The following is a 26,215-nucleotide window of genomic DNA, read 5'->3' on the forward strand; positions in this document are numbered from 1 at the left end:
ATCAGCGGTGGACCACACCGGAAACAGGGCCGAACAGTCCCTGCCCTGGACCCCGTCCTGGCCCCTGCCCGGGACCAGAGGTCCCGGCGGGGACGGCAGGGGCTTGTGCCCCCCGTCGTACCCTCCTGACCAGCTATCAGGCCCGGGAGCAGGAGCAGTCAGCCATCCATGTCCAGCACAGCCAATGACCGAAGTTCGGCCCACCGGCCGCCGTTACAGGTCCCCGACCCGGACCGGACGCACAGCGCCCTCGACGCCGTCACGGCCCCCGGCCACGGCCTCGAATCCCCACAACCCCCACGACCTCCACAACCACCACGACCTGACAACCAACGACTCTCCTCCCTCGACATGACGCTGCAGAGCGCGGCACAGCTCATCGACCGCACCGAGGCGGTGACGGCGTGATCCCCCTTACGGCCCGGACCATCGGCACCAGACGGCTGGACCTGCTGCCGCTGCACGTCGAGCACGCCGAGGAGATGGCTGCCGTGCTGTCCGACCCGGCTCTGCACACCTTCATCGGCGGTACTCCGGACACCCCGCAAGCCCTGCGCTCGCGCTACCGGCGCATCTCCGCGGGCTCTCCCGATCCGGCCGTCTCCTGGCTGAACTGGGTGATCAGCCTTCGTAACGAGTCCTGCCTGACAGGTACCGTGCAGGCGACGATCAGCCCCTCCGGCCATGGCCCCGTGGCCGAGGTCGCCTGGGTGGTGGGTTCCCCGTGGCAGGGGAGAGGCAACGCCACCGAAGCGGCCCGAGGACTCGTCGACTGGCTCAGCCGACAGCCGGTGCACACCGTCATCGCCCACATCCACCCCGAACACCGGGCATCCGCCGCCGTCGCCACCGCCGCCGGACTCACACCCACCGCCGAATGCCACGACGGCGAACTCCGATGGCACCGACACATCAGCCGATAGCCCCAACGACCCCCAGCCCTTGACCACCACTCCCCACGCCGCGAGCACCGCTCCACACCGCGAGCACCGCCCCATGCCGTGAGCACCGCTCTCATCCCGAACTCCGGGTCTCATGGAGGAACGGCGCTCCGCACGGTGAGCACTGCTCCGAACGGTGAGCACCACAACGGCGCGTGGCGCGTGGTGCTTCGTACGGTGAGCACCGCCCCGTATGGAGAGCAGTGCTCGCCATCGAGAGCACTGCTCACAACCGAGAGCAGCGCACAGAACAGGAAGCGGTGCTCAGAACAGCGAACGGTGCTCATCTCGGAGAGCGGCGCTCAGCACGGAGAGCAGTCATAAGGTTGGCGTTCAGCGCTCCGTATTGTGAGCACTGCTCCATATCGTGAGCGTCGCTCTGTAACGCGAACCCCGCTCCGCGCGGAGAGCACTGCTCCAGTCCGCGAACGCCGCTCCGTACCGCGAGCCCCGCTCCGCCCGGAGAGCGCTGCTCCGTGCCGCGAACACCGCTCCATACCGTGAACGCCGCTCCGCGCGGAGAGCACTGCTCTGCGGCGGCGTCAGGCCAGGCCGCGGCGGGGCTTTTGGTCTCGTACTCGGCCGGCGATTACTGCGGCCTGGACGCGGCGGCCTACGCCCAGTTTGGAGAGGATCGAGGAGATACGATTTTTCACCGTCTTCTCCGCCAGGAACAGTCGGTCGGCGATCTGACGGTTAGTCAGGCCTTCGCCGATCAGGTCCAGGATCTGCCGTTCGCGGGGTGAGAGGCGTTCGAGTTGCGATTCCTCGGAGTCCGGTGCGGCGTCCGGACGCTGCGCGTCCTGGGGGCCGCGCAGGCGGGCCATGACCCGTGCGGCCGTACGCGGGTCCAGGGTCGACTTGCCGGTGGCGACCGTGCGGACGGCGGTCACCAGGTCCGAGCCGTTGATCTGCTTGAGCACATAGCCCGCCGCGCCCGCCATGATGGCGTCGAAGAGTGCTTCGTCGTCGTCGAAGGACGTCAGCATCAGACAGGCCAGTTCCGGCATGCGGGCCCGCAGTTCGCGGCATACCCCGATGCCCTCGTGGTCGCCGCCGCCTCCATGGTCCCCGAGGCGTACGTCGAGGACCGCCACGTGCGGCCGGGTGGCCGGCACCCGCGACAGGGCTTCCCGCGCCGTCGACGCCTCACCCACCACTTCGATGTCCTCTTCCGCTTCGAGGAGGTCGCGTATCCCACGGCGTACCACTTCGTGGTCGTCGAGGATGAAGACCCGTAGCGGTGCGTCCGGCCCGGCGGCGGGCGACGCGGGCACGGTGTGCACGGCGGTGGCGGGTCCCGTACGGACGGGGTCGGAGCCTGGACGGACGCCGGACCCCGTACCGATCCCGGATCCCGTACGGATGCCGGGCCCCCCGCAAGCGCCTGGCCCCGTACGAGCGCCGGGTCCCGTCTGTGATCCGGGCCGCGCCGCGCGGACGGCCGGGCCGGCAGGCGCCGGGGGCACTGGGGGTACCCCCGGGCCCGCGGGCACGCCCCGCGCCGGCGGGCCGGCGGGTACGCGGGCCCCGGTGGACGCGGAGGCGCGGAAGGGTGGGGACGGGACGCGGTTGTCCATTCGGTGCTCGCTCTGTCTGGGCGGTACTCACTTCGCCGGGCCGGGTGTGCGCGGTACCGGTCCGCCGGAGGAAGCCGCCGGCGGCGGAACCCTTCAGCGGCGAATGCCGCCGGCCCTCCGGCGGAGGGAGTGTGTCCGGGAAACGTACGCGCCGTGACGCGTTGGTGCGGCCCGGACCGGGCCGTTTCGTGGGCCCTGCCACGTGTCGCCGATCGTCGCAGGGCCGGGCTTTCGCCGGGCCGCGAACCTAACCAACACCCGTCGGCCGACGCCCCGGAAGGGCCGAACGGCCCTGCTGGACAGGGCCGGACGGGCAACGGCACCGAGTGCCATACTCGCCCTCCCTGCCGTTGTCGGGGCGGCGGTACCGGCTCACGAGGCCGTTGCCGCCACCTCCCCGTATGAGGAGCCGCTGACCATGAATGTTGTGGACGGGAAGTACCACGCGCTACTGGCTCGGCACGACGCGATGCGGCTGCGCCGGCAACTCCTGAACCCGAGCCAGGGGCCCGCACAGAACCCCGCACAGAACTCCGTGCAGAGCTCCGGACAGGGCCCGGTGCAGAGTCCGGGGGAGGATACGAACGGCCCCGGCGCACCGGCCGGTTACCGCGCCGCGCCCAACACCCTCGCCACAGGTGCGGCCACGGCCTTCTACAAGGGGGCCGCGACCGACCAGCTCCTGATCACCCAGTCCCTCGATCTGGTCACCCCCTTCGAGGACTTGATCAGCCACCTCTACGACGCCATGTTCGAGCAGTGGCCCTACCTGCGGTCACTGTTCCCGGAGTCGATGGAGTTCCAGCGCAAGCACCTCGCCGCCATCTTCTGGTACCTGATCGAAAACCTGCACCGCCCGGACGAGATCGCCACGGTCTTCTCCCGGCTCGGCCGGGACCACCGCAAGCTCGGTGTGCGGCCGGTGCACTACGAGGCGTTCGAGATGTCGCTGTGCCAGGCGCTGCGCCGCACCGCCGGCCCGCGCTGGCAGGACGCCACCGAGCAGGCATGGCTGCGGATGCTGCGGTTCGCCGTGGCCGCCATGGTCCAGGGCGCGGAAGCCTCCCTCGGCGAGCCCGCCGACTGGCAGGCCACGGTCACCTCGCACGAGCTGCGCCGCCCCGACCTGGCCGTGCTGCGCGTACAGCCTCACGAGCCCTACCCCTACCGGGCCGGGCAGTACACCTCGGTCGCCTCCCCGCTCCTCCCCCAGACCTGGCGGCAGTACTCGCTGGCCTGCGCGCCACGGCCGGACGGCGAGCTGGAGCTCCACGTACGGCGGGCCGGCCGGGGCGGGCTGAGCGAGGCCCTGGTGACCCGTACGCAGCCCGGCGACACGCTGCGCCTGGGCCCGGCCGGCGGCACGATGACACTCGACGAGGACGTCACGCGCGACCTGCTGCTGGTGGCGGGCGACACCGGCTGGGCCGCCGCCAAGGCCCTGCTGGAAGAGCTGTTCACCCATGGGGCGTACGGCCGCAGCGTGCACCTCTTCCTCGGTACGCGGGACACCTCCGGCCCGTACGACGCCGAGGTGCTGGCCGAACTGGAGCGCCGCCGCCCCTGGTTGCGGGTGGTGCCGGTGATCGGTACGGGCCCCGGGGCGGCCGGCTACCGGGCGCTGGCCGAGGCCGTGTCCCAGCACGGCGACTGGTCCGAACACCTGGCGTACGTCAGCGGGCCGCCCGCACTGGTCGGCCCCACCGTGGCTCGTCTGGCCGCCACCCAGTTGCCCGCCGAGCGCATCCGTCACGACCCGCTGCCGGACGACCTCGCACCGGCGGTCCCGGTGTGAGGCCCCCGACCCGGCCCCGGCCCGTACACGGGACAGGCGCGCCGGAACAAGGGCATGCAGGGATAATCAGTGGCAAAACCACCGGGCCACTGAGACCATCGCCGCATGTCACGCAGTTTCGAGGACCTGGTGGAAGAGGCCGAGACCGTCTCCGTGGAGGGCTGGGACTTCTCCTGGCTCGACGGCCGCGCCACCGAGCAGCGCCCTTCCTGGGGCTACCAGCGTCTTATGAGCGACCGCCTGGCGCAGGCGTCCGCCGCGCTGGACATCCAGACGGGCGGTGGTGAGGTTCTCGCCGGCGCGCCGAAGCTGCCCCCGGTGATGGTGGCCACGGAATCCTGGCCACCCAATGTGGCCAAGGCCACCCGGCTGCTGCACCCGCGCGGCGCGGCCGTTGTCGCGGACGCCGACGAACCGCCGCTGCCGTTCGCCGACGGGGCCTTCGACCTGGTGACCAGCCGGCACCCGGCGACCGTCTGGTGGCAGGAGATCACCCGGGTGCTCCAGGGCGGCGGAACGTATCTCTCCCAGCAGGTCGGGCACTCCAGCGTCTTCGAGCTGGTCGAGTACTTCCTCGGGCCGCAGCCCGAACACGTACGGCGTTCACGTCACCCCGACGACGCCCGCGCACAGGCCGAGGCCGCCGGGCTGGAGGTCCTTGACCTGCGTTTCGAGTCCCTGCGTACGGAGTTCTTCGACATCGGCGCGGTGATCTACTTCCTGCGGAAGGTGATCTGGATGGTGCCCGGCTTCACCGTCGAGGAGTACCGGGGCCCACTGCGGGAGCTGCATGAACGGATCCAGGACGAGGGCCCCTTCGTCGCCCACGCGACGCGCTACCTGATCGAGGCCCGCAAACCCGCCTGACTCTGTGCCCCGGCCGTTCCCCCGCGCCACCTCCGGCCGTTTCCGGCGCCGTCCGCGGCCGTTCCCGACGCCGCCCCCGGCCCCGTTCCCGGCCTACGCAGACGTGCCGGGCGCAACGGGCGCGTCCGGCGCGACCGGCGTGATCTCCACGAACGGGATGTGATCGCGTCCGACGAGGTAGTAGTCCTCCGCGGTCCCGTCCGTCTCGATGCCGCAGACACCCATGAGCCGACGGGCCGTACGCGGATGGCGCGGCGCGTACTCGGCCATCGCCCGGCCCGATTCCTCGGGCGTCATGGGGCGGGCGACGGCGGCGGTACGGCGCCCGCCGACCTGGATGGTGACCTCGGGGGTGTGGAGGATGTTGCGGTACCACTGGGAGGTGGGGCCGAGGCCGGAGGCGAGGCGGTAGGCGCCGGTGCCCGGGGTGCGCCCGGTCACTTCCAGTACGACCTGCCGGGGGCGCCCGCTCTTGCGCCCGGTGTGGGTGAGCAGCAGGACCCGGCCGCCCATCAGCCGCCCCAGGTGCCAGCGGTAGAGATGGATCGGCGCGCGGGCGAGCAGCCGACGCCACCCCGTAGGCGACGGAGTGGCTCTGACCTTACGGGGCATGTCCGACCAACCCTCCTCACCTTCCAGCCTGCCGGCCTACCGACCAGCCGACCTACCGATCAACCGGCCTACCGATCAGCCAGGCTACCGACCAGCCGGGCTGCTGACGTTCCCAGCCCCGTCGGCCCACCGGACCACCGCGTCGCCGCCGCCCCGCCGCGCGGACCCGTACCCGCCCCGCCCCGCGGGTACGGACGCGCCCAGTGCCGCAGGTCGGCGTCTCCGTAGCGGTGGCACTGCCGGTGCCACAGCAGGATCCCCGACATCCAGTTCTCCAGCTCCCGAACGTACCCGTCCAGGACCGTACGCGTCTCCTCCGGGAGATCGAAGTCATCGTACAGAACCGGTAGTTCGTGCCCGGCGACGTGTTGGAACTCCCGCATACGGGAGGTCATCAGGTCCTGGACGATGCGCACGGCGGCCGGGTAGTCACAGCCGAAGAAGTTCTGGATGACGAGTACGGCGTTGTGCACCTCGCCCTCGTACTCGATCTCCTTCTGGTAGGAGAAGACGTCGTTTGTCAGGCACGCGTAGTCGGCGGCGGCGTGTTCGAGCGACTGCACGGGCCCGCTCCGGTAGATCTCCGGCGGCACCCGCCGCCCGTGTCCCAGCCGGCACAGGCTCATCGTGAGATCCGATCCGAACGTCCTGCGGCGCATCTCGATGTAGTCGACCGGGTCGGGAATCCGGTTCTGCGCCTGGTTGTCCAGTTCCCACAGCCAGCTCGTCGTCATGGACTCGATGGCGGTACGGAACGCCCGGCGCGCCTCGGGTGTCATCGGCCCGGCCGTACGGGCCCACAGGTCGGCAAGCCCCCGCTCCATGGCGTTCGCGGGCACGGGTACGTGTACGGACGCGGGCTCGGGTACGGGTACGGACACGGGCTCGGCAGCGGCTCCCGTGTCGCCGTCGCCGTAGCCGTCGCCGTCCCCCAGGGGCATGAAGGCCGACAGCCGGTCGGTGCACACCTTGGCGCCCGCGAGGTCCCGGGTACGGCCGAACACCTTCGGGTAGTAGTCGTCCCCGTACGTGCCCCAGGTCAGCCAGGCCGCCGACAGGTCCAGTTCCTCGGGTGTCGCGTCCGGGTGCAGCCCCGCTGAGCACAGAGGGAAGTCGAATCCGGCGACCATCTCCTCATCCCAGATGTCCGAGTGCGGGACGCCGGGCTGCGGCCCGAAGAAGCCCACGTGGCGCGCCCATTGGACCGTGTTCCGCCGGGAGGTCTCCAGGTGCGGACTGAGCGTGACCTCGAAGGGCATGAAGAATTCGGGGAGCCGGGAGGGGCCGACCTTCTCGTACGGGACATGGGTGTAGCGACGCAGCCCTTTGGCGCCGGCCGCCACCGTATCCGCGCCGGCCGCCACCGTGGCCGCCGCCTCGGCCAGTGCCTTGGGGAGATCCACCGCCGAAGTTCCCAGCCTGTTCAGGAAGAAGGGCGACCACCCGACAAGAGCCCCGGAATTCCCAGGCCCCAGGCCCCCCACACCACCCCCGGTCCTCCCTCCGGCCCCGGCCCCGCCCCCGGATACGGCCCCCGCCCCCGGCAGAGGCGCGGACCGTACGCCTTCCCCTCCCCCGCCCCCACCGTTCATATAGCGGCTGGAGCGCATATGCCATTCATGCCCGCCGGACTGCCAGTCCTGAAGGCCCTTGGCGTACGCGAGCACATCGGCGCAGGAGCGCGCGTCCAGGCCCTTCTCGGCGAAGAGCGCGGGCAGTTCGGTCAGGGTCGTGTGCTCGAACTGCTGAAGGCGTGAGGTCAGCAGGTCATTGACGGCGTCCGCGGCCTCCTGGGTCGTACAGTCCAAGAACGTCTCCAGGACCAGTACGCCATTGCTCAACTCCCCCTCGTCCCGCGTCTCACGCTCATAGGAGAACAGGTCGTTACGCAGGTGGACGGCGTCGGCGAAGGTGTCCCTGAGGACCCGCAGCGGGCGCGCATCCGCGACGGCGGCCGGAACCTCGGCGCCCGCCGCGTACTCCACCAGCCCGGCGGACCAGGGGGCGCCGCCCACCTTGCGGCGCATTTCGATGTACTCGACCGGATTGGGGACCCGGCCCGCGTTGATGTTGGACAGCTCCCACAGGGACTCGTTCAACAGGTTCTCGGTGCTCTCGGCGAACCGGGCGCGCCACTCGGGGGACATGGCGGGCACCGTACGGGCCCACAGGTCCGCGAGCCCCGCCTCTACCGGATTGCGCGGCTCGGGAACGGGGGTGTCCAGGTCCATGGGCATGAAGGCCGGCAGGCGGTCCAGGTATTCCTTACCGCCCTTCCGGTCCTGTGTGCGTTTGAAGGTCTCCAGGAAGTGGTCGTCGAAGAAGAAGACCCAGACGTACCAGTCCGTGACCAGCGACAGCGCGGGGCCGTCGCAGTCGGGGTGGGTGTAGGAGCAGAGCAGGGCGTAGTCATGGGCGTCCAGGTCCCGCTCGTCCCAGATGCCGGAGCCTTCCAGCATGCCCATCCCCCGCGCCCACTCCTTGGCGTGGGCGCGGGCCTCCTCCAAATGCGGGTTCAGCCGCGCCGGGTAGGGCATGTAGAAGCGGGGCAGTTGGAAGGGCTGTGTCGTCGTTCGCGCCTGCTGCGTCATGGGTCCCGGCCTTTCCCCGCGAGCGTCGAGACGTACGGAGTACGCCGGTCAGCACTACCCCGTACGGCGGTCCCCCACTCGGCTCCCGAAACAGTCATACAAACGCACCATCAGCGACTCCCCGGTGTCCCCTGGACCACCGCATCATGGCCCGGCGGCTGACCGTTCTCCGCCCAACTGTTCTCCGCCCGACCGTTCTCCGCCCGACCGCTCTCCGGTCGGTGGCCGAACAGCCGGCCCGCCCCACGCGACGGCCACCAGCTCCGCTCGCCCAGCAGCGTCAGCACCGACGGCAGGATCATGACGCGGACGACGAAGGCGTCCAGCAGAACGGCGACCGCCAGGCTGAACCCGATCTGTTTCATCTCGGTCAGGTGCAGGAAGACGAAGGCGGCGAACACCGACACCATCACGATCGCCGCGCTGGTCACGACCTTGGCCGAGTTGCCGATCCCGGCCGGCACCGCCTTCCGGGTGGGCACGCCGCGCAGTACGGCCTCCCTGATCCGGCTGACCACGAACACCTGGTAGTCCATCGACAGCCCGAAGAGGATCACCAGGAGGAACAGCGGGACACGTGCGGCGATCCCGCCGAGGGACCGGAAGCCGAGCAGGTCCTCGGCCCACGTCCCCTGGAAGACCAGGACCAGCAGGCCGAGGGCGGAGGCGGCGGACAGCAGGTTGAGCACCGCCCCGAGCAGCCCGATGACCACCGACCGGAACGCGAGGACCGTCATCACGAAGGTCAGCAGCAGCAGGAACCCGACGACCAGCGGCAACTTCCGGTTCTGGTGGTCCACGTAGTCCACGGAACGCGGTACGTCACCGGTGACCCCGGCCTGCACGCCGGGCACCTTGCCGACCGTGGCGGGCAGGTAGTCCTCCCGCAGGTGTGCCAGCGACCGCAGCGCCTCCTCGGAGCTCGCCCGGTACGGAACCGACAGCTCCAGCGCGCTGATCCGGCCGTCGTCCGAGGTCCGTATCGAGGTCCGTATCGAGGTCCGTATCGAAGGCCGTACCGCGTTCCGCTCCGCGGGCTTGATGTGCCCTGTGTTCCCGGTGAACAGCGGGTCGGCCTGCGCACGGGCCGCCAGCTCCCGCAGCGCGTCGCCCACCTGGGACGTACGGGAGGGGTCGGCGCGTACGACGACCTGATGCCGTACGCGCAGTTCGGGGAAGGCGGCGTGCAGCCGGTCGTACGTCCGCAGGGCCGCGATGTCACGCGAGAAGCTGTCCTTGCCGGGGTCGACCAGCTTCAGGCCGGCGACCGGCAGGGCAAGGACGATCATGACGAGCACCGAGACGCACAGGGTGATCCGGGGGTGTTCGCTCGCGGGCCGGAGCATGGCGCGCCATACGCGCCCGGTTCCGGCTTGCGCACCGTTGCGTACGCGGGGCGCGCGGCCCTTGGCGATCCGGCGCGCGGCCCGGCGCTCGGCGCGGCGTCCGAGCGTGACCAGCAGGGCGGGCAACGCGGTCAGCGAGCTGACGACGGAGACCGAGACGACCAGGACGGTACCGGTGGCCAGCGAGGAGAAGATGACGTCCGAGGCGAGGTAGAGGGTGGCGGTGGAGACGATCACCGCGAGCCCGGAGACCGCGATCGCCCGGCCGGCCGTGGCCGCGGCCAGCTCCACCAGGGCCTCCGGCGCGAGCCGGCCGCCGTGCCGGGCCCGTTCCTCCCGCTCGCGCTTGAGGTAGAAGAGCGCGTAGTCGACGCCGACGGCCAGGCCGATCAGCAGGATGACGTTGGTGCCGACGCCCGCGTCCGGCAGGAGGTGCGAGGCCACCATCGACAGCCCGACCGTGGCGGTGATCGAGGACAGCGCCAGCAGCAGCGGCACCCCGGCCATCAGCACCGAGCCGAAGACGAGCAGCAGGGTGATCAGCGTGACCGGCAGCGTGATCACTTCGGAGAGCAGGAGGTCGTCGCCGCGCTGCTGGTCCAGGCCCTTGCCGATCGAAGGGGTACCGGTCTGCTCCACCCGCAGACCGGGGTGACTCTTGCGCACCGCCGCTGTCTGGGCGAGCAGCGGATCGACGTGCTTCTTGGCGTCCAGCTCCGCGCCCTTCATGGTCACCGTGACCAGGACGGTACGGCCGTCGGCGGAGCGGACCGGCGCGTCCACGTGCGCCACCTCCGGCAACCGCGCCATCCGGGCCCGTACGTCCCGGGCCGCGGCGTCCATCCGTACGTCCATCCGTACATCTGCCCGCGCGTCTTTCGTCGCGCCGGACCGCGCGCCCGTCTCCGCGCCGGCGCGGGCCGCCGACGTTCCTGAATCGGCGGAGATGACGACCTGCTCCACCGGTCTGCGCTGGAGGCCGCCCTCGGCTGCCATCACCTCGGCACGGCCGGCCTCCCCGACGCGGTAGTCCTCGGTGGTGGCGCTGTGGGTGCCGACCGCCGAGCCGATGCCGACACAGAGCACGACGAAGACCAGCCACCCCACGATCGCGCGCCAGGGGTGGCGGGCGCTCCAGGTCGCCACCGGCACGGTGATCGGCCGCTCTTTCACTGACCCCAGCTCCTCACGTATTCAGCTCCTCGCACACCCACTGGTGCACATGTCAGTGAAGAGTTACAGGTGTCGCATCAGGCCGTCAACCGTCGAAATCGGGGGTGGCGGGCCGGGGAACCGCCGTCGAAGTGGCCACCACGCAGGTGCGACACGGGTTCGAGCCGCCTTGACAGCCCGTCCCGTCATGCGAAAACCTCCGCTGACAGGTGACGTCGGTGCCGGTGGGACGCCGGGCAGGAACGAGCGGGAAACGAGAAGGTGGGCCATGAACAGCGAGGAGCTGCTGGCCCTGCTCGCCGCCGTGGGCCATGCGCAGCGCCTGCGGATCATCGCCGAACTCGCCGACGGCCGGCTGTACGTCAGCGAGCTGGCCCGCCGCCTGGGCATGTCCCGGCCGCTGCTCTACATGCACTTGGACCGCCTGGAGAAGGCCGGCCTTCTGGTCGGACGGCTGGAACTGTCCGCGGACGGCAAGGCACTGAAGTACTTCGAACTCGCCCCGTTCGAGCTGCGCCTGAACGTGGAAACAGTCCTCGCCGCCGTCCGGGAGGACCGGTCGGACAGCGAGGAAGGCATGGATTCCTCCGGGAGCACGGACAAGGGTGCGTCCGGAGGTACGGAGGAATCCCGGCGTACGGAGGAATCTCGCCGTACGAGCGAATCCGGACGTACGGGCAAATCCAGGCATTCGGGCGAGCCCGCAAACACCGGTGGACCGGTGGGCGCAGCAGGACCGAACGACCTTAAGGGGGACGCGTAATGAGCGGTGGCATCATCATCCCGATAGCCATCTTCTTGATCGTCGGTGGTGCGATCACGGTGATCGTGGCTTCGTATTTCAAGCTCCAGCGGCACCGCGCCGACGCCGCGGCACTGGCCGAGTACCGCAAGCTCGCCGAGCGTGTCGTCGCCGGTCAGGAGGCGATGCGCGGGCGGCTGGACGACCTCGACGACCGGCTGAAGGCGATCGAAAAACTGCTGCACAGCGTGGGCTGAGCCTTCTCCGCGGCACTCTCACGCTTCTTCCGTCCCAGGCCCTCGGCCCCTGACCCGGCACCTGGTCCCGGCCACGGCCCCCTGCGATCGCTACGGATCCCCTCCGCGCGCGAAGTCGCTTCCGACCGCCGTCTTTTTCCCGGACGGCGGCAACCCCGGTCGTCGCCGCACGTCGTCACGGGTGAAGGCGCCATCAGGCGTCGCCCGCCGACCGTGGAGCAGCCACCGTGAATACGTGCCACACCTCCTCTGCCTCTCCCGCTACTCCTGCCTCCCCTGCCCCTGCCCCTGTCGCCTCCGACTCCGCCGTCCCCTCCATGCCCGGCGTCTCCCGCGCCGGCGCGAACCGGGGCGCGCGGGTCCTTGCACGCGCGGTGGCGACCGCCGGTCTGGTGGCGGCGCTCGCCGTGCCCGCCCTGGCACTGACGACGGCCGGCCCGGCACACGCCGACGACGCCCCGGCGAAGGCCCCGGCGCGCTCCGCGACACCGGTCCCGTCCGTGCCCCCGAAGCCGCAGCCGACCAGGTCCACCCCCGGCACCCCCGGCCACCGGCCCACAGCCCGCCCGAGCCTCCCGGGCCAGGAGCCCACCGCCGTGCCCAGCACCCCGGGTCGTAAGCCCACCGCGAGCACCAGCGCCCCGGGGCACAAGGCCACCCCGAGCCCCGGCCCGCCCGGCCGTCGGAGAGCGAGAAGGAACTGGCGCGCACCGGCGCTTCCACCGCCACCATCGCGTCACTGGCGGCCGGTGCCGTCGTACTGATCGCCGGCGGGGCCGGTGCCCGGTACGCCGTACGGCGGCGGAACCAGCCCTGATGCCCGACGTGTCCCCGTAGAGGCACCGCACATCACCACACACCACCCCACACTTCCCGGGCCCCGCCTCTCACATCTCCTTCACAGCGCCCACCCCACGCCCCGGAAGCCGGCACCGCGCGGACGCGCCCTCCCCCAGGAACCGATGGAGTACACCGCTGCCCCGCCCAGCGCCCCGGTACGGATCGCCGTGCCGGGGCCGTGGCGTGCTCTGTGGCGACGCCTGTCGCGCAGCGCCCGCCCGGCGTCCCACGACATGTACGAGCCGGCGTACGCGCCGGGGTCCACGATCCCGGACCCGCCCGCGCCCGCCGTTCCGTACGCCGCCACCACGCCCCCACGCGCCTCCGGACCTCACACCGCCCCCGCTCCTAGTCCCGGACCGCAGCCGACGATCAGCGAGCTGTACCACGCGCAACGCCTGAACATGGTGCGGCTGGCGGTCCTGCTCGTGGACGACCGCGCCACGGCCGAGGACGTCGTCCAGGACGCCTTCGCCGCCCTCTACAGACGCCACGGCGAGCGGCTCGGCGAGGTCGACAACGCGCCGGCCTATCTGCGGACCGCCGTTGTCAACGCCGCGCGTTCGGTACTGCGGCGTCGGCGCACGGCTCGCGCGTACACGCCCCCGTACGAGGTCGACGCGCCGTCCGCCGAGGAGCACATCGTCCTCGACGAGGAGCACCGCGAGGTGCTGGCCGCGCTGGGGCAGTTGACCGCCCGCCGCCGCGAGGTGCTCGTCCTGCGGTACTGGAGCGATCTGACCGAGGCACAGATCGCGGCGACACTCGGCATCAGCCGCGGTTCGGTGAAGTCGATCGCCAGCCGGGCACTGGACTCCCTGGAAAAGATCTTGGAGGCCCGGTCATGACCATGACTCCTCCCAAAGGCCCCGGCCACCACCTCGGGCCCGACGGTGAACGGCCCGTCGAGACCCGGCTGCGGCGGGCCTTCGAAGCACGCGCGGCACTGATCGACGTCCGCGACCTGCGGCCCGCCGACCCGCCCGGCCCGCATCCGCGCCGTGGCGGAATCCTGCGCCTGCTGCGCTCACGCCCCTACGGGCTGCCGCTGGCCGCGGCGGCCACCGTGGCGGCCGTGGTCGCCGGCTGCCTCACCCTCGCGCCCGACCGCACGCCGTCGCGCCCCTCCCCCGCCTCGTCCCCCAGTACGCCGGCCCCGTCCCTCTCCTCCCACCCGTCCAGCCCGCCCAGTACGCCCGATACGACCGGTACACCCGGTACATCCCGCACGCCCGGCACCCCGAGTGCCTCCCGTCCCGGCACGGTCCGGCCCTCACCCAGCGCCCCCTCCGCGCCACCGGCCGTCGGCACCCCCCGCCCCGGGAGGTCCGGCGGCTCCCCCGGAACACCCGGCGGCACGCCGACCGGCAGCCCGGTCCCGCCGACCGGTGCGCCCCGGAAGGCTCCGACCCGCAGCGCCCCGCCCCCCTCTATGCCACCCGGCGCCGCCACCGCCCACCCATAACCCACCCCCGTGACTCGCCCCCGTGACCTGCCCACCATGACCCGCTCCTCCACCTGCCCACCATCCACTTCCCCCCTCCCCTCCCGCCTCATCCCTCTCCGCCGTGCCCCCTTCGAGGGAATCAGCCGTACGATCCGGTGATCGCCCTCCCCGAGCCGGCCCCGTACTGATCCAGCACCGGCCCCGCACCGGCCCCGCACGCCCCCGATCCCGCCCCGCCGGCGCCGTTCACTCGGGCCTTCGCTCCCGATATGCAGCCATTTGCCACCTTCGCACTCCTGTGGCATGGCTGCGCCCGGAGCCGCTCGCCCGGTAGGCTTTCCGTGTGATCTTCAAGCGCATCGGAAATGGGCGGCCGTACCCTGACCACGGCCGGGAGAGCACCCGCCAGTGGGCGGATGTCGCCCCTCGCCCGGTACGCCTTGACCAGTTGGTGACCACCAAGCAGCAGCTCGACCTGGAGACGCTGCTCGCGGAGGACTCGACGTTCTACGGCGACCTGTTCGCCCACGTCGTGAAATGGCAGGGCGATCTCTACCTGGAGGACGGGCTGCACCGCGCCGTGCGTGCCGCGCTCCAGCAGCGCCAGGTCCTGCACGCCCGCGTGCTGGAACTCGGCTGACCCGGCGTCCCGGCGCTCCGTGCCCCCGAGGACCCATGCCCCCTACATGCCCGGGTGCCCGGCGCCACGGCACGCCCGGGACGTCGCGGCGCCGCAATCCGGCCCCTGTAACCCCGTAACCCCTGCGACTCCTGTAACCCCGTAACAGGGCTTGATTGCGCCTTTTGGGTTGGGTCTCGCGCCACGCGTTGATCATTTAGTAGGCACGGGCCCGGCCCAGCACTACGCTGCGCCCATGAGCATGCTGACGCCCCCTGGCATGGGCGGTAAGAAGTACCGCATCACGGGCGACAGGTATCCGCGGATGCGCCGTCCCCGACACCGCCGGCGGATCGTTCTCACGATCGTCGCCGCCGTCTGCGCCCTCGGCCTGGCCGGCTGGGGCACCCTGCAGCTCATCGATGTCTTCGGCGGCAAAGAGGACACCGCCCAGGCGGCCCATGCCAAGAAATGCCGGGAGGAGAAGGGGCGGGCCCAGGCCGCCCACGGCGGCGCCGGGCACGCCGCGGCCGGCGGAAAACCGCTCCCCCGGCCCGCCACCATCACCGTCAACGTCTTCAACGCCACCGCGCGCGGCGGTCTGGCCAAATCGACGGCGGACGAGCTGAAGAAGCGCGGGTTCAAGGTCGGCAAGGTGGGCAACGCGCCGCCCGCGTACGACAAGAAGGTCAAGGGCACCGGACTGCTGCTCGGGCCGCAGACCGCCGCCGAGGGCTCGCTGCGCGTCCTGGGCACCCAACTGGCCGGGGCCGAGCACAAGACCGACGGCCGTAAGACCGGCGATGTCGACCTGATCATCGGCGACACGTTCAAGCAACTGGCCAAGCGGCCGGACGCCGACGCGGCACTGGCCGCCCTGAGCCGCCCGTCACCCGCGCCGTCGGCCTCCGCCTGTTGAGAGGCCGGGTCGGCCGGGCCGCGGGCCCCCTCGCCGGCCAACCCGACGAGAAGACCCGCACACTCCTGGGACAGGCGTGAACTCTCGGGACGGACGTGAAATCCCGGGCCGGACGGTGCCCGTCAGCCTCGTCAGCCTCCCGCCGTGCCGTACATACGGTCGCCGGCGTCACCCAGACCCGGGACGATGTAGCGGTCCGCGTTGAGACGCTCGTCCACGGCCGCGGTGACGACCGTCACCGGCGCCCCGGCCAGCTCCCGCTCCATGACCTCGACGCCTTCCGGCGCGGCCAGCAGGCAGATCGCCGTGACGTCGTCCGCGCCGCGCCCGATCAGTTCGCGGATGGCCGCGACCAGCGTGCCGCCGGTGGCCAGCATCGGATCCACCACGTACACCTGGCGCCCGGAGAGGTCGTCGGGCATCCGCGTGGCGTACGTGTGCGCCTCGTACGTCTCCTCGTTGCGGACCATGCCCATGAAGCCGACCTCGGCGGTGGGCAGCAGCCGCACCATGCCGTCCAGCATGCCCAGACCCGCCCGCAGAATCGGTACGACCAGGGGGCGCGGGTGGGACAGCCGCACTCCGGTGGTCGCCGTCACCGGGGTCTCGATGTCGACCTGTTCGGTGCGCACATCACGGGTGGCCTCGTACGCGAGCAGGGTCACCAGCTCGTCGGCGAGACGCCGGAAGGTCGGGGAGTCGGTGCGCTTGTCGCGCAGTGTGGTGAGTTTGTGCGCCACCAGCGGGTGGTCGACGACATGGATCCGCATGACATCGACAGTAGCCGAGCCCAGGGGCCCCGGCTTCCGCCCACCGTCCGGCACCGACCACCGTCGCGTTGGCATCAAACCACCGGTTCGGGGGAAAGTGAGCACATACGCCCGGTCTGTCGCATGGGCTCCGGGCGAAGACCTCGGCCCGAGGTGGTGTGTGCAGCGTGCCCGACCGGAACGACCGGAACGACCGGAGCAACCGAAACAACCGGAGCGACCGGAACACCAGGACCGCCCGCAGTTCTCGTACCACTCACAACAAAAGCAGCAACCAGCCCACTGACCCCGCACAACCCGCCCAGCCGGCCCAACTCGCCCAATCCGCTCGGCGGAACCAGTCCGCCCGGCCGAACCAGCCCGCCCAGTCCGACCACCCCGGGCATGCCGCCGCCTCCGCCTCCACCCCGGAGCCCGAGAGCGATGCGGCACGCCGAAGGCGCCGCGCCCAGTTTCTCCGCGAGCTGAACGAGGCCAAGGAGTTGCGCGAGCGCGTACAGCCGCGCCGGGCGAGGGCCGCACGGATGCGTCAGGCCATGAGGATGCGTACGTTCCGCTGGTAGCCGGAGACCCCACCCGCACCCCCTGTCACACCAGACGTGACCGACATCTCTCGCAACGGTCGCACGACGCAACGCCGAAGACCCCGCGCAATCGCGTTGTTTCTGCCACGATTCCGATGGGCGGGGACCTTCGGCGCCACAACGCCGCCCCGCCCGACCCGGCACGCCTATGACCAGTGGGAGAGTCACGGTGTACTTCGCCGCACTGCTCGCGCGCACCGAAGACGGGTGGGAAGCGAGCGACACAGAGCTCGACGATGTGGAGACCCTGACCGATCTGGCCGACCTGGCCCGAGAGGCGGCGGTCGATGACGACACGGTGGTGGCGCTCATCGAGCAGGAGGGCACGTGGTTCGGAGTCGTCCGGGTGGACGGCGAGGACGATCCGCGGATCTTCATCTCGAATGCCGCCGCCGCCGCCCGCAGCTCGTACGGCGCGATGCTGACCGACGAACTGCTCGGCCGCGACGAGCCGGTCGCGGACGACCTGGACAGCCTCGACCTGGACGGTACGGAGGACGGCGAACCCGAGTCGGCGGGAGAGGAGGCGGAGGAGACGGATCCGGCCGGTGCCGACGATCCCGTCGTCCCGCACGGCCCGCTCGGTGACCCCGGACTCCTGGCCGACCTCGGAGTCGGCAGGAGCGCACTGCTGGCTCTGGACACCGACGCGCTGTCCGAGATCGCCGACGCCCTCGGCTGTACGGATGTCCTGGAGGCCGTGAGGTAAGCGCGCGTCACCCAGACTGGGAGGCATGAGAGCTCCCCTGCCCGACCCCCACCCGCCCATGGCGCCCGACCCGCTGCGCGACCCCTGGATCGCACCCATGCGACGGGCGCTGGACGAGGCTGCCCTCGCTCCCGGGACCGGCGACGTCCCGGTGGGCGCCGTCGTGCTGTCCGCGGACGGTACGGTGATCGGCACCGGCCGCAACGAACGCGAGGCCACCGGCGACCCGACCGCCCACGCCGAGGTCCTCGCCATCCGCGCCGCCGCCCGCACCCTGGGAGAACAGGCATCGCACGGCGTTTCCGCCGCAGACGGCGGCGGAAGGCGGCCGGGGGAGTGGCGCCTCACCGGCTGCACCCTCGTCGTGACGCTGGAACCCTGCACGATGTGCGCGGGTGCCATCGTCCTCTCCCGCCTGGACCGCCTCGTCTACGGCGCCCGCGACGAAAAAGCCGGCGCGGTCGGCTCCCTGTGGGACGTGGCCCGCGACCGCCGCCTCAACCACCGCCCCGAGGTCATCACCGACGTCCTCGCCCACGACTGCGCCCACCTCCTCACCACCTTCTTCCGCACCCCCTGACCCACCCCGTCCCCCAAGCCCGCGACCCCCCACCCGAAACCGATTTCGGCGCACAGCCCCCAGTGGGCTAAGCTCTCTCTCGGTAGCGTGTCCGAGCGGCCGAAGGAGCACGCCTCGAAAGCGTGTGAGGGGGCAACTCCTCCGTGGGTTCAAATCCCACCGCTACCGCTCGAAGAGAACCGCCCCTGACCTGCGAAAACAGGTCGGGGGCGGTTTTTCGTTGCCATCCCGTGCAGCACATTTGCAGCACGAGCCCCTCGCATGGTGGCGCATATGGCATCAATACGGGCGCGACAGAGCGCCAACGGTCGGCAGACGGAACTACCACGTGTTGCTCTGCGGCATCTTCCCGGCGGCCGTAGACGCCGATAAGCCGCTCCGGGTGTCGAACCCCTGCATCCACACAGGATGACCGCGCGGCGGATGCGTCCCGCATGCAGCAGGTGACGTGCGGAGGTCCTGGGCGCTGTGGGGTGCTCCGTGCCGGTCACGCACGGGAGGCGAGGGGCCGCCATTCGTTCCATGTGTCCAGCCGCTTGCGGTAGGCCGCCTCGACAATCGGATAGGGGTAGGTGCCGAGGAAGAGCCGCAGGGGTGGTGTGTCGGTGTCGACGAGTTCGAGGACGACGGCGGCGGTGGCTCGCGCGTCCTGAGGTGTACGGGCGGACGCGCCGGCCCGGCGCGCGGCGCGGACGGGTTCGTAGGCGGGGAGCGGTTCGGTGTGCACCGCGGAGGCGCCCGACCAGTCGGTGCCGTAGGGGCCGGGTTCGACCAGGGTCACGTTGATCCCGAACGGGGCGACCTCCTGGGCCAGGGCCTCGCTCATCCCTTCCAGGGCCCACTTGGAGGCGTTGTACAGCCCGAGCGTGGGGAAGGCGGCGAGGCCGCCGAGGCTGGAGACCTGCAGGATGTGGCCGCTGCCCTGGGCCCGCAGGTAGGGCAGGGCCGCCTGCGTCACCCACAGTGGGCCGAACAGGTTGGTGTCGAGCTGGGTGCGAGCCTGTTCCTCGGTGGTTTCCTCCACCATGCCGAACAGGCCGTAGCCCGCGTTGTTGACGACCACGTCGAGGCGGCCGAAGGTCTCGGCGGCCCGCTGCACCGCGGCAGTCGCGGCGGTGCGGTCGGTCACGTCGAGGCGGAGCGGGAGCACGTTGTTCCCGTGGGCGTCCACGAGGGGCCGCAGGGTCTCCAGATCACGGGCGGTGGCGGCGACGCGGTCGCCGCGGTCGAGAGCGGCCTCGGCCCAGATACGGCCGAAGCCGCGGGACGCGCCGGTGATGAACCAGGTCTTCATGGCATCGAGCCTGCGCCGTCTGCACCTGCGCAGCCAGCACCCCCACGGGGTTACCCTCGCACCATGGCGGCCGACAATCTTCTGGGAGAGTTCCTCAAGGCCCGGCGCGCACAGGTCGATCCGGCGGACGTGGCGGTGTCCGTCGGCGGACGTCGCCGGGTGGCAGGACTGCGCCGGGAGGAACTGGCCCGGCTCGCCGGAATCAGCGAGCCGTACCTGGTCCGGCTCGAACAGGGCGTCGACCGGCACCCCTCGCCCCAGGTGCTGCGCTCCCTCGCGCAGGCGCTGGAGCTGGACGCTGACGCCTCCGCTCACCTGCACGCCCTCGTCGCACCCGCCCCTGTGCCGCCGTCGCGGTCCGAGGTCTCCGCGGACGTGCACCGGCTGCTCGACTCGTGGGCGGACCGCCCTGCGTATGTACGCGACCGGTGCTTCGACGTGCTGGCGGCGAACAAGCGGGCCCGCGCGCTCGCCCCGATGTACGAGCCCGGGCGCAACCTGGTCCGGGCGGTGTTCCTCGATCCGGCGTCCCGCCGGCTCTTCCCCGACTGGGCGGAGGTAGCCGCGCAGACCGCAGCGGCCCTGCGCGCCGAAGCCGACCCACGCGACCCCAGGACCGTCCGCTTGGTCGCCGAGCTGGAGACGGACGAGGAGTTCCATCGTCTGTGGCTACGGCACGAGACACGGCCCGCCCGTGACGAACTCAAGCGCTTCGCGCACCCGGTCGTCGGCCGCCTCGCCCTGCGAAGGCAGGCGCTCACCGTCGGCGGCGCCGAGCAACAGGTGATCATCGTTTACCAGGCGACCGCCGGGAGTCCGTCCGAAGCGGCCCTGTCGCGTCTTCTGTGACGCCCGGACATCTGTGACGCCCAGACGCCTGCCGTCGGCCAGGCAGTCCGCTCGCCTCGGGTCGATGGCCGTGCTCTGCACGAGGAGGGGACAGACGAGGGCGCATGAGTGCTGCCGAAGCCCAAGGTGGCAAACCCGCAGAACGAGCACGACGCGATACGCGCCTCAGCGCACGGCTGCGGCTGCGGCTGCGGCTGCGGCTGCGCGTACTTCGGCGAGCGCTTGCCGCGCCAGCGGGCCGAAGTCCTCGCCGTTGTCGGTGTCGATCCACTGATCAAAGGCGATCTCCCAGGCAAGCGTGCCCAGTTTCGCGGCCACACGCGCAGCCAGGCCCGGGACTCCGCGGCGGTTGAGGGCCTCGATCATCGAGGCGGTGAGGTCGAGCCTTTTCAGGGCTTCGCGTTCCCGCAGTTCCGTATGGGCGTTCAGCACGGCCTGGCGCCGGCGGCTGAACTCGCGGCGGTCGGCGGTGAAGAACGTCCGGCCGAGCGCATCGAGGGCGTCCGCCACCACGTCGAGCGGCCCGGCCGCCGGCGGCGCCGAGGCGATCCCTTCGACGAGCAGACCGGTCACCGTGCCTCTGCCGAAGAGCACCTCGCGCTTGTCCGGGAAGTACCGGAAAAACGTGCTCTTGGTGAGCCCCGCGCGCTCCGCGATCTCGATCACGGTCGTGTTCTCGTAACCGCGCTCCTCGAAGAGGTCGAGGGCGGCGGCGGCGAGTCGTCCTGGTGCGTCGGGTTGCCAGCGAGCCATGCGAGCAGTGTACGGGACTTGGTCCCATCACTGATGTAGTGTCGATGAGACCAAGTCCCATCACTGGCCAGGAGAGGTCACGATGAGCAAAGCTGTCCGTTACCGGCGATTCGGCGGTCCCGAAGTACTCGAACTGCAGGAGATACCCGAGCCGCACGCCGCACCGGACGAGGTCCGCGTCCGGGTCACGGCCGCCGGGCTGAATCCGATGGACTGGCAGATCACCACACAGCCCGACATGGCGGCGCGGTTCGGCATCACCTTGCCGGCCGGGTTCGGCAGCGACTTCGCCGGAGTGGTGGACGAGGTGGGCGCCCAAGCCACGGGATTCGCGGCCGGGGACCGGGTGTACGGGGCTGCGATCGGCCGGTCCGTCGCCGATTTCGTACTGGTCAAGACGCCCGCGACGACGCTATGGCCCACCCCGGAGGGCATCGGCGACCAAGTGGCGGGCGTGCTACCGGTGTCCGGTCTGACGGCCTCCGCCGCGCTCGCCTCCATCGGGCTCCGCGCCGGGGACACCGTCCTGATCGGTGGGGCGGCGGGTGGCGTGGGCATCTTCGCCGTGCAGTTGGCGAAGCTTGCGGGTGCCCGGGTGCTCGGCACCGCCTCCGAGGGCACGTTCGGATTCCTGCGCGGGCTCGGCGCCGAACCCGTGGCGTACGGCCCCGGCCTGGCGGACCGGGTGCGGGCCCTGGCGCCCGAGGGGATCACCGCCGCGACCGACCTGTTCGGAAGGGAGGCGGCCGAGACCGCGCTCAAGCTCGGCGTGGCACCCGAGCGGATCTCCGTCGTGGCCGACGGCCCCGCCCCGCCGCCTGGCGTGCGCAAGGCGGGCGCCCTCGATGCGGGGCCCGGCGCCCTGGAACGGATCACCGACGCGATCCGTTCCGGCGAGATCACGGTGCCGATCGCGGCGACCTTCCCCGTCGAGCAGATCCGCGAAGCCGTGACGACGCAGGCAGAGAGGCATGTCCACGGCAAAATCGTGATCGCCCTGTGAACCGGCACAAGGGGAACTCGGCGACCAGGTTCAGGGCGCGTATCGCGACAGCGCGTACGGGAAGCCGCTGGGACAACGGCGGCCCCTGACCTGGCAGATCAGGTCAGGGGCGAGGTTTCGTTGCTGTCCCGTGCAGCTCGGATGCATGCGAACGGCAGGGAAACGGCAGGGACACGAGGGCACGCCACCGCAAAGGCGTCCCGTGCGAAGGCGTCCCGGTGGCGCCGTGTGCGGCGGTCTGTGTGCCGCCGGGCTCAGCGCACGTGCACCGTTGCCGGGCCGGAGACCCTCTGGCGTACGGGGTGCTTGTCGTTCGGGCTGAGCAGGCCGTAGACCACCGCGCGGTACTGCTGGGTGCCGCGGTGCGTGGCCTTGACGTGTCCGGTGGCCTTGGCCTCGGCTCCCCTCTCGGTGACGGTGCCGCAGGTCAGCCGGTGCCACGCCGACCCGCCACTGCGGTTCTCCAGGCATATCCGCAAAAAGCTGGAGGCGTCGTCGTCCCCGTGTGCCGCGACCGTGAAGGTCTTGCCGACCCGTGCGGTGTGCGGCGCCGTGATCTCCACGCCGCCCTTGGCGAACGCCGGTGCGGTGGCCAGCGCCACCGACGCCAGACCCAGCGCGCCGATCACCGCCATCCGGCCGCCGTGCGCCTTCATCCCGGTCTTTCCGATCCTGGTCATGGTCATGGTTTTCCCTCACACCTACGTGGCTCTTGACGGGGTTTGCACCTTCAAGGCGTGGCGTACGTACGGACTTTGGCCGGGGGTCAGCCGATGGGGTTGACGAAGGTGGCCGGGTGGGTGGCGCTCCTCTGGTCGACGAGCGGGCCCCAGGGCCACTTCAGGGTCAGGGAGGTGGTCTCGTTGGGCGGGGTGACGACCGCGTAGGCGGGCTGGTAGAAGCCCTCCTCGTTCCCCTTGGTCAGGGCGAGGTTGATGGTGAAGTCGGTGGAGTCGCCAGGGTTCAGGGTGATCGAGCCGTGCCGGGCCGAGGAACGGGCCAGCGACCAGCGCTGCCCCCCGTTCTCCGAGGTGAGATCCACACCGGCGAACCCGCCGATCGTGCAGGCACGGCTGCCCTTGTTGGTCAGCACGATGCTGGTGGTCGTCGCCCTGGACGCATGCGGATCCGGAACGGCGTCCCCGCCGGTGGCGAAGACCGCCTTCAGGCCCGAGGTGTGGCAGCGCTGGATGCCCGCGCCCGCCTTGCCGCCGCCCCGGGCAGCGTGCGACCGGGCCGACGGCTGGCCCGCGGCCCCCGCCTTGGCGCCGGAGTCCGCCTTGCCGCCGAGTTCCGCCTTGGCACCGGAACCCGTCTGAGGCTCGGACCCCGGCACGGCCGCGGACGAGTCCGCAGCGCCGGAGTCCGCGGCGGCCACTGCCGTACCGGCCTGGCCCGCGGCCTTCGTCCCGGCGGCGTCCGAACCGGAGCAGGCGGTCAAGGTGAGACCGGCGGCAGCGGTCAGGGCTGCGGCGGCGATGCGCAGGGTGCGGCGGCGAGCGGTACGGGCGGTACGTGCGGTACGTGCGGTACGGACGATGGTGCTGGAGCTCATTTCGGGTCCCCCGGGCAGTCGGTGACGTTGTCTCCTCGGTACGACACCCACTCTGTCCGGGCCCCTTAGCGCTGCACTGCCGTACCGCTAACGTCCGGCTAACGCCTACGCAGCGGGCCAAGGAGGTCATCGTGCCGCTCCGGCGTCAACCGGGGGTGGAGGCGTACTGGTGCTGGCCGGCATGGCGCTGCGGATGTGCTTCGCCTTGGCCGCCGATCACGGTGCCGGTGACGCCATCGCCCACTTCAGCCGTGACCACGGGGGCGGGCGGGCGTTCTCCCGGCTGGTGCCGCACCGCCCGCCCACAGGCGCCAGGAGGACGTCGTATGCGCGAGCTGCTGACTGACGCGGCCCGTACGCTCGTACCGCCCGAAGGGGACCGGCACGGCCCGCTGCCGCCGCTCCTGCTGGCCCTGACCGTGGTCACCGGCCTCGTCGACGCCGTGAGCTATCTGGCGCTCGGACACGTCTTCGTGGCCAACATGACCGGGAACGTGGTCTTCCTGGGCTTCGCCCTGGCAGGCGCCAAGGGCCTCTCGGCGCTCTCCTCCCTCGTCTCGATGGCCGCGTTCCTCGTGGGCGCGCTGGCCGGGGGCCGGCTCGGCACCCGGTTCGCGGCGCATCGCGGGCGGCTGCTCGCCACCGCGACGGCGCTCCAGGCGATCCTCGTCGCCGTAGCCGTGATCGTCGCCGCCGTCGCGCACGGAGCTCTCACGCCGGGCGTGCGGTACGCGCTGATCGCGCTCCTCGGCCTGGCCATGGGTCTGCAGAACGCGGTCGTACGGCGCCTGGGCGTCCCGGACCTCACCACGACCGTACTGACTCTGACCCTGACGGGGCTGGCCGCCGACTCCGCCCCGGCCGGCGGTACGGCACCGCGGCCCGGCCGCCGCGTCCTGTCCGTACTGGCCATGCTCGCCGGGGCACTCGCCGGAGCCCTGCTCCTGCTGCACACCGGGCTCGCCCCCGCGCCGGGCCTTGCCCTCACCCTGGGGCTCGCCCTGCTGCTGCTCATCGCGGCCTCGGTGACCACCCGCTGCCTGGCGCGCGCCGGGACCTCCGGGGCTCCCTGGACCCGGCCACCGTCCTGATATACGGCCCCGCCGCCACCGACGGCCTGACCCACGCCACCCGTACGCACATACGTACGGGCATACGGGCGGGCGCCCACAACTACCCAACCCCTGCGCCCACCCCACAACGATAATGTTCAATACGCAATCACCCCGTCACCGGAAGGCGCCGTAAATGAGCAACATCGAAGCGAAACCAGCCGAGTTGCGCTGCGCACCGGAGAGCGGGGACGGGGAGCCGGCGCCGGTGGTCGACATTCTCACCGCGCGCGACGTTCCGCTGGGCGGCCCGCGGGCCATGACCGTACGCCGTACGCTGCCCCAGCGCGCCCGTACGCTGATCGGCGCCTGGTGCTTCGCCGACCACTACGGCCCCGACGAGGTCACCGAAACCGGCGGCATGGTCGTCGCGCCCCATCCGCACACCGGCCTGCAGACGGTCAGTTGGCTGTTCAGCGGAGAGATCGAGCACCGCGACAGCCTGGGCAGCCACGCGTTCGTACGGCCGGGCGAACTGAACCTCATGACGGGCGGATACGGCATCAGCCACTCGGAGGTCTCCACCGCGCGCACCACCGTTCTGCACGGGGTGCAGTTGTGGGTGGCGCTGCCCGAGGAACACCGTTACACGGAACGGGACTTCCAGCACCACGTGCCCCGTCCCGTACGGGTCGACGGGGCGGAAATCAGGGTGTTCCTGGGGGCGCTCGCCGGTGACGTCTCTCCGGTACGTACGTTCACGCCGCTGCTCGGCGCCGAAATCACCCTCGAACCGGGCGCCACGACCACCCTCACCGTTGACCCCGCTTTCGAACACGGCCTCCTCGTCGACCACGGAAGCGTCCGCATGGCCGGCACCCTCCTGCGCCCCGCCGAACTGGGCTACCTCCCCACCGGCCCGGACACCCTGACCCTGACCAACGAATCGACGGACACCGCCCGTACGATCCTGCTCGGCGGCACCCCCTTCGAGGAGGAAATCCTCATGTGGTGGAACTTCATCGGCCGTACCCACGAGGACATCGTCCAGGCCCGGGAAGACTGGCAGAACGCCTCCACCCGCTTCGGCACGGTCCCCGGCTACAACGGCGACCGCCTGCCCGCCCCCACCCTCCCGAACATCACCATCAAGCCGCGCAGGAACCCGCCACGACAGTGACGCGCCGCGATATGTGGGTGGGGGACAACAGCGGCTACCGCCCGATGAGCATGGCCTGCGCGGGACCGCCCCCGCGCGTGCGGGGACCACCAGGAATTGACCTGCGGTTCTGTTCGTCGGGCAGGCTGTTTTTGCTTACTTTCGCGGAGGCCGGCAT

At 71.2% G+C, this 26,215-nt stretch carries 25 protein-coding genes and 1 tRNA gene; 17 read left to right on the plus strand and 9 right to left on the minus strand.

All coding sequences use genetic code 11. The features are described from left to right. Nucleotides 1-404 precede the first annotated feature (404 nt). A complete protein-coding gene (locus KGS77_RS16095; protein ID WP_242582072.1) occupies nt 405-923 on the plus strand; it encodes a GNAT family N-acetyltransferase in 519 nt (172 codons plus the stop codon). A 560-nt stretch (nt 924-1,483) separates the two neighbouring features. Here the strand turns inward: KGS77_RS16095 and KGS77_RS16100 are convergent. Further along, entirely contained in the window at nt 1,484-2,218 is a 735-nt protein-coding gene (locus tag KGS77_RS16100; protein ID WP_242582075.1) for a response regulator transcription factor, read from the minus strand. A gap of 721 nt (nt 2,219-2,939) precedes the next feature. Here KGS77_RS16100 and KGS77_RS16105 point away from each other — a divergent pair. Next, nucleotides 2,940-4,316 carry a globin domain-containing protein gene (locus KGS77_RS16105; RefSeq protein ID WP_242582078.1) on the plus strand — a complete coding sequence of 459 codons (1,377 nt, stop codon included), beginning with the start codon at nt 2,940-2,942 and terminating at the stop codon, nt 4,314-4,316. Between the two features lie 105 nt (nt 4,317-4,421). Beyond that, nucleotides 4,422-5,183 carry a class I SAM-dependent methyltransferase gene (locus KGS77_RS16110; protein ID WP_242582083.1) on the plus strand — a complete coding sequence of 254 codons (762 nt, stop codon included), beginning with the start codon at nt 4,422-4,424 and terminating at the stop codon, nt 5,181-5,183. A 93-nt stretch (nt 5,184-5,276) separates the two neighbouring features. Here the strand turns inward: KGS77_RS16110 and KGS77_RS16115 are convergent, their stop codons facing one another. The 3 genes from KGS77_RS16115 to KGS77_RS16125 all read right to left on the minus strand — a co-directional run bounded on the left by KGS77_RS16115 (nt 5,277) and on the right by KGS77_RS16125 (nt 10,905). Further along, on the minus strand, nt 5,277-5,795 hold the full coding sequence (locus KGS77_RS16115; protein ID WP_242582086.1) for a nitroreductase family deazaflavin-dependent oxidoreductase: 519 nt from the start codon (nt 5,793-5,795) through the stop codon (nt 5,277-5,279). 68 nt (nt 5,796-5,863) lie between these two features. Continuing rightward, nucleotides 5,864-8,386, minus strand: coding sequence for a terpene synthase family protein (locus KGS77_RS16120; protein ID WP_242582089.1), 2,523 nt, complete (start codon nt 8,384-8,386; stop codon nt 5,864-5,866). 110 nt (nt 8,387-8,496) lie between these two features. Next, a complete protein-coding gene (locus KGS77_RS16125) occupies nt 8,497-10,905 on the minus strand; it encodes an MMPL family transporter (protein WP_242582093.1) in 2,409 nt (802 codons plus the stop codon). 268 nt (nt 10,906-11,173) lie between these two features. On the opposite strand from KGS77_RS16125, the gene KGS77_RS16130 reads away from it, so the two are divergent. The 6 genes from KGS77_RS16130 to KGS77_RS16155 all read left to right on the plus strand — a co-directional run bounded on the left by KGS77_RS16130 (nt 11,174) and on the right by KGS77_RS16155 (nt 15,729). After that, nucleotides 11,174-11,668 carry a winged helix-turn-helix domain-containing protein gene (locus KGS77_RS16130; protein WP_242582096.1) on the plus strand — a complete coding sequence of 165 codons (495 nt, stop codon included), beginning with the start codon at nt 11,174-11,176 and terminating at the stop codon, nt 11,666-11,668. Next, nucleotides 11,668-11,904 (plus strand): hypothetical protein, encoded by a 237-nt coding sequence (locus KGS77_RS16135; protein WP_242582098.1) that lies wholly within the window; start codon nt 11,668-11,670, stop codon nt 11,902-11,904. Before KGS77_RS16130 ends, KGS77_RS16135 begins: the two co-directional genes overlap by 1 nt. Nucleotides 11,905-12,866: 962 nt before the next feature. Next, on the plus strand, nt 12,867-13,592 hold the full coding sequence (locus KGS77_RS16140) for a sigma-70 family RNA polymerase sigma factor (protein ID WP_242582100.1): 726 nt from the start codon (nt 12,867-12,869) through the stop codon (nt 13,590-13,592). Continuing rightward, nucleotides 13,589-14,209, plus strand: coding sequence for a hypothetical protein (locus tag KGS77_RS16145; protein WP_242582103.1), 621 nt, complete (start codon nt 13,589-13,591; stop codon nt 14,207-14,209). Before KGS77_RS16140 ends, KGS77_RS16145 begins: the two co-directional genes overlap by 4 nt. A gap of 325 nt (nt 14,210-14,534) precedes the next feature. Further along, the gene (locus tag KGS77_RS16150) at nt 14,535-14,831 is read left to right on the plus strand and encodes a type II toxin-antitoxin system VapB family antitoxin (RefSeq protein WP_003986294.1); all 297 of its coding nucleotides are present in this window, start codon (nt 14,535-14,537) and stop codon (nt 14,829-14,831) included. 235 nt (nt 14,832-15,066) lie between these two features. Continuing rightward, nucleotides 15,067-15,729, plus strand: a complete 663-nt coding sequence (locus KGS77_RS16155) for a LytR C-terminal domain-containing protein (protein ID WP_242582105.1) — start codon at nt 15,067-15,069, stop codon at nt 15,727-15,729. 131 nt (nt 15,730-15,860) lie between these two features. Here the strand turns inward: KGS77_RS16155 and upp are convergent, their stop codons facing one another. Beyond that, nucleotides 15,861-16,499 (minus strand): uracil phosphoribosyltransferase, encoded by a 639-nt coding sequence (upp, locus tag KGS77_RS16160; RefSeq protein WP_242582109.1) that lies wholly within the window; start codon nt 16,497-16,499, stop codon nt 15,861-15,863. 753 nt (nt 16,500-17,252) lie between these two features. Here upp and KGS77_RS16165 point away from each other — a divergent pair. The 3 genes from KGS77_RS16165 (at nt 17,253) to KGS77_RS16175 (ending at nt 18,540) form a co-directional block, all read left to right on the plus strand. Further along, the gene (locus KGS77_RS16165) at nt 17,253-17,792 is read left to right on the plus strand and encodes a hypothetical protein (protein WP_242587495.1); all 540 of its coding nucleotides are present in this window, start codon (nt 17,253-17,255) and stop codon (nt 17,790-17,792) included. A gap of 25 nt (nt 17,793-17,817) precedes the next feature. Further along, complete coding sequence (locus KGS77_RS16170; protein ID WP_347404497.1) at nt 17,818-18,372, plus strand: nucleoside deaminase; 555 nt, start codon at nt 17,818-17,820, stop codon at nt 18,370-18,372. 81 nt (nt 18,373-18,453) lie between these two features. Beyond that, nucleotides 18,454-18,540 (plus strand) — tRNA-Ser (locus tag KGS77_RS16175). A gap of 319 nt (nt 18,541-18,859) precedes the next feature. On the opposite strand, the gene KGS77_RS16180 is transcribed toward KGS77_RS16175, so the two are convergent. Next, nucleotides 18,860-19,666 (minus strand): SDR family oxidoreductase, encoded by an 807-nt coding sequence (locus KGS77_RS16180; RefSeq protein ID WP_242582112.1) that lies wholly within the window; start codon nt 19,664-19,666, stop codon nt 18,860-18,862. A gap of 63 nt (nt 19,667-19,729) precedes the next feature. Between KGS77_RS16180 and KGS77_RS16185 the strand changes: the two genes are divergently transcribed. After that, nucleotides 19,730-20,515 (plus strand): helix-turn-helix transcriptional regulator, encoded by a 786-nt coding sequence (locus tag KGS77_RS16185; protein ID WP_242582115.1) that lies wholly within the window; start codon nt 19,730-19,732, stop codon nt 20,513-20,515. 165 nt (nt 20,516-20,680) lie between these two features. Here the strand turns inward: KGS77_RS16185 and KGS77_RS16190 are convergent, their stop codons facing one another. Then, complete coding sequence (locus KGS77_RS16190; RefSeq protein WP_242582118.1) at nt 20,681-21,268, minus strand: TetR/AcrR family transcriptional regulator; 588 nt, start codon at nt 21,266-21,268, stop codon at nt 20,681-20,683. A gap of 82 nt (nt 21,269-21,350) precedes the next feature. Here KGS77_RS16190 and KGS77_RS16195 point away from each other — a divergent pair, with 82 nt between their 5' ends. Beyond that, nucleotides 21,351-22,271, plus strand: coding sequence for an NADP-dependent oxidoreductase (locus tag KGS77_RS16195; protein ID WP_242582120.1), 921 nt, complete (start codon nt 21,351-21,353; stop codon nt 22,269-22,271). Nucleotides 22,272-22,525: 254 nt separating this feature from the next. Here the strand turns inward: KGS77_RS16195 and KGS77_RS16200 are convergent, their stop codons facing one another. Next, a complete protein-coding gene (locus KGS77_RS16200) occupies nt 22,526-22,951 on the minus strand; it encodes a hypothetical protein (RefSeq protein WP_242582122.1) in 426 nt (141 codons plus the stop codon). 86 nt (nt 22,952-23,037) lie between these two features. Then, entirely contained in the window at nt 23,038-23,826 is a 789-nt protein-coding gene (locus KGS77_RS16205) for a DUF4232 domain-containing protein (RefSeq protein ID WP_242582124.1), read from the minus strand. 169 nt (nt 23,827-23,995) lie between these two features. Here KGS77_RS16205 and KGS77_RS16210 point away from each other — a divergent pair, with 169 nt between their 5' ends. The 3 genes from KGS77_RS16210 (at nt 23,996) to KGS77_RS16220 (ending at nt 26,058) form a co-directional block, all read left to right on the plus strand. Next, a complete protein-coding gene (locus tag KGS77_RS16210) occupies nt 23,996-24,172 on the plus strand; it encodes a hypothetical protein (protein ID WP_242582126.1) in 177 nt (58 codons plus the stop codon). After that, nucleotides 24,153-24,917 (plus strand): YoaK family protein, encoded by a 765-nt coding sequence (locus KGS77_RS16215; RefSeq protein ID WP_242582128.1) that lies wholly within the window; start codon nt 24,153-24,155, stop codon nt 24,915-24,917. Before KGS77_RS16210 ends, KGS77_RS16215 begins: the two co-directional genes overlap by 20 nt. Nucleotides 24,918-25,074: 157 nt before the next feature. Continuing rightward, a complete protein-coding gene (locus tag KGS77_RS16220) occupies nt 25,075-26,058 on the plus strand; it encodes a pirin family protein (protein WP_242582130.1) in 984 nt (327 codons plus the stop codon). Nucleotides 26,059-26,215: the final 157 nt, after the last annotated feature.

The organism is Streptomyces sp. MST-110588 (assembly GCF_022695595.1).
GTDB lineage: Bacteria > Actinomycetota > Actinomycetes > Streptomycetales > Streptomycetaceae > Streptomyces.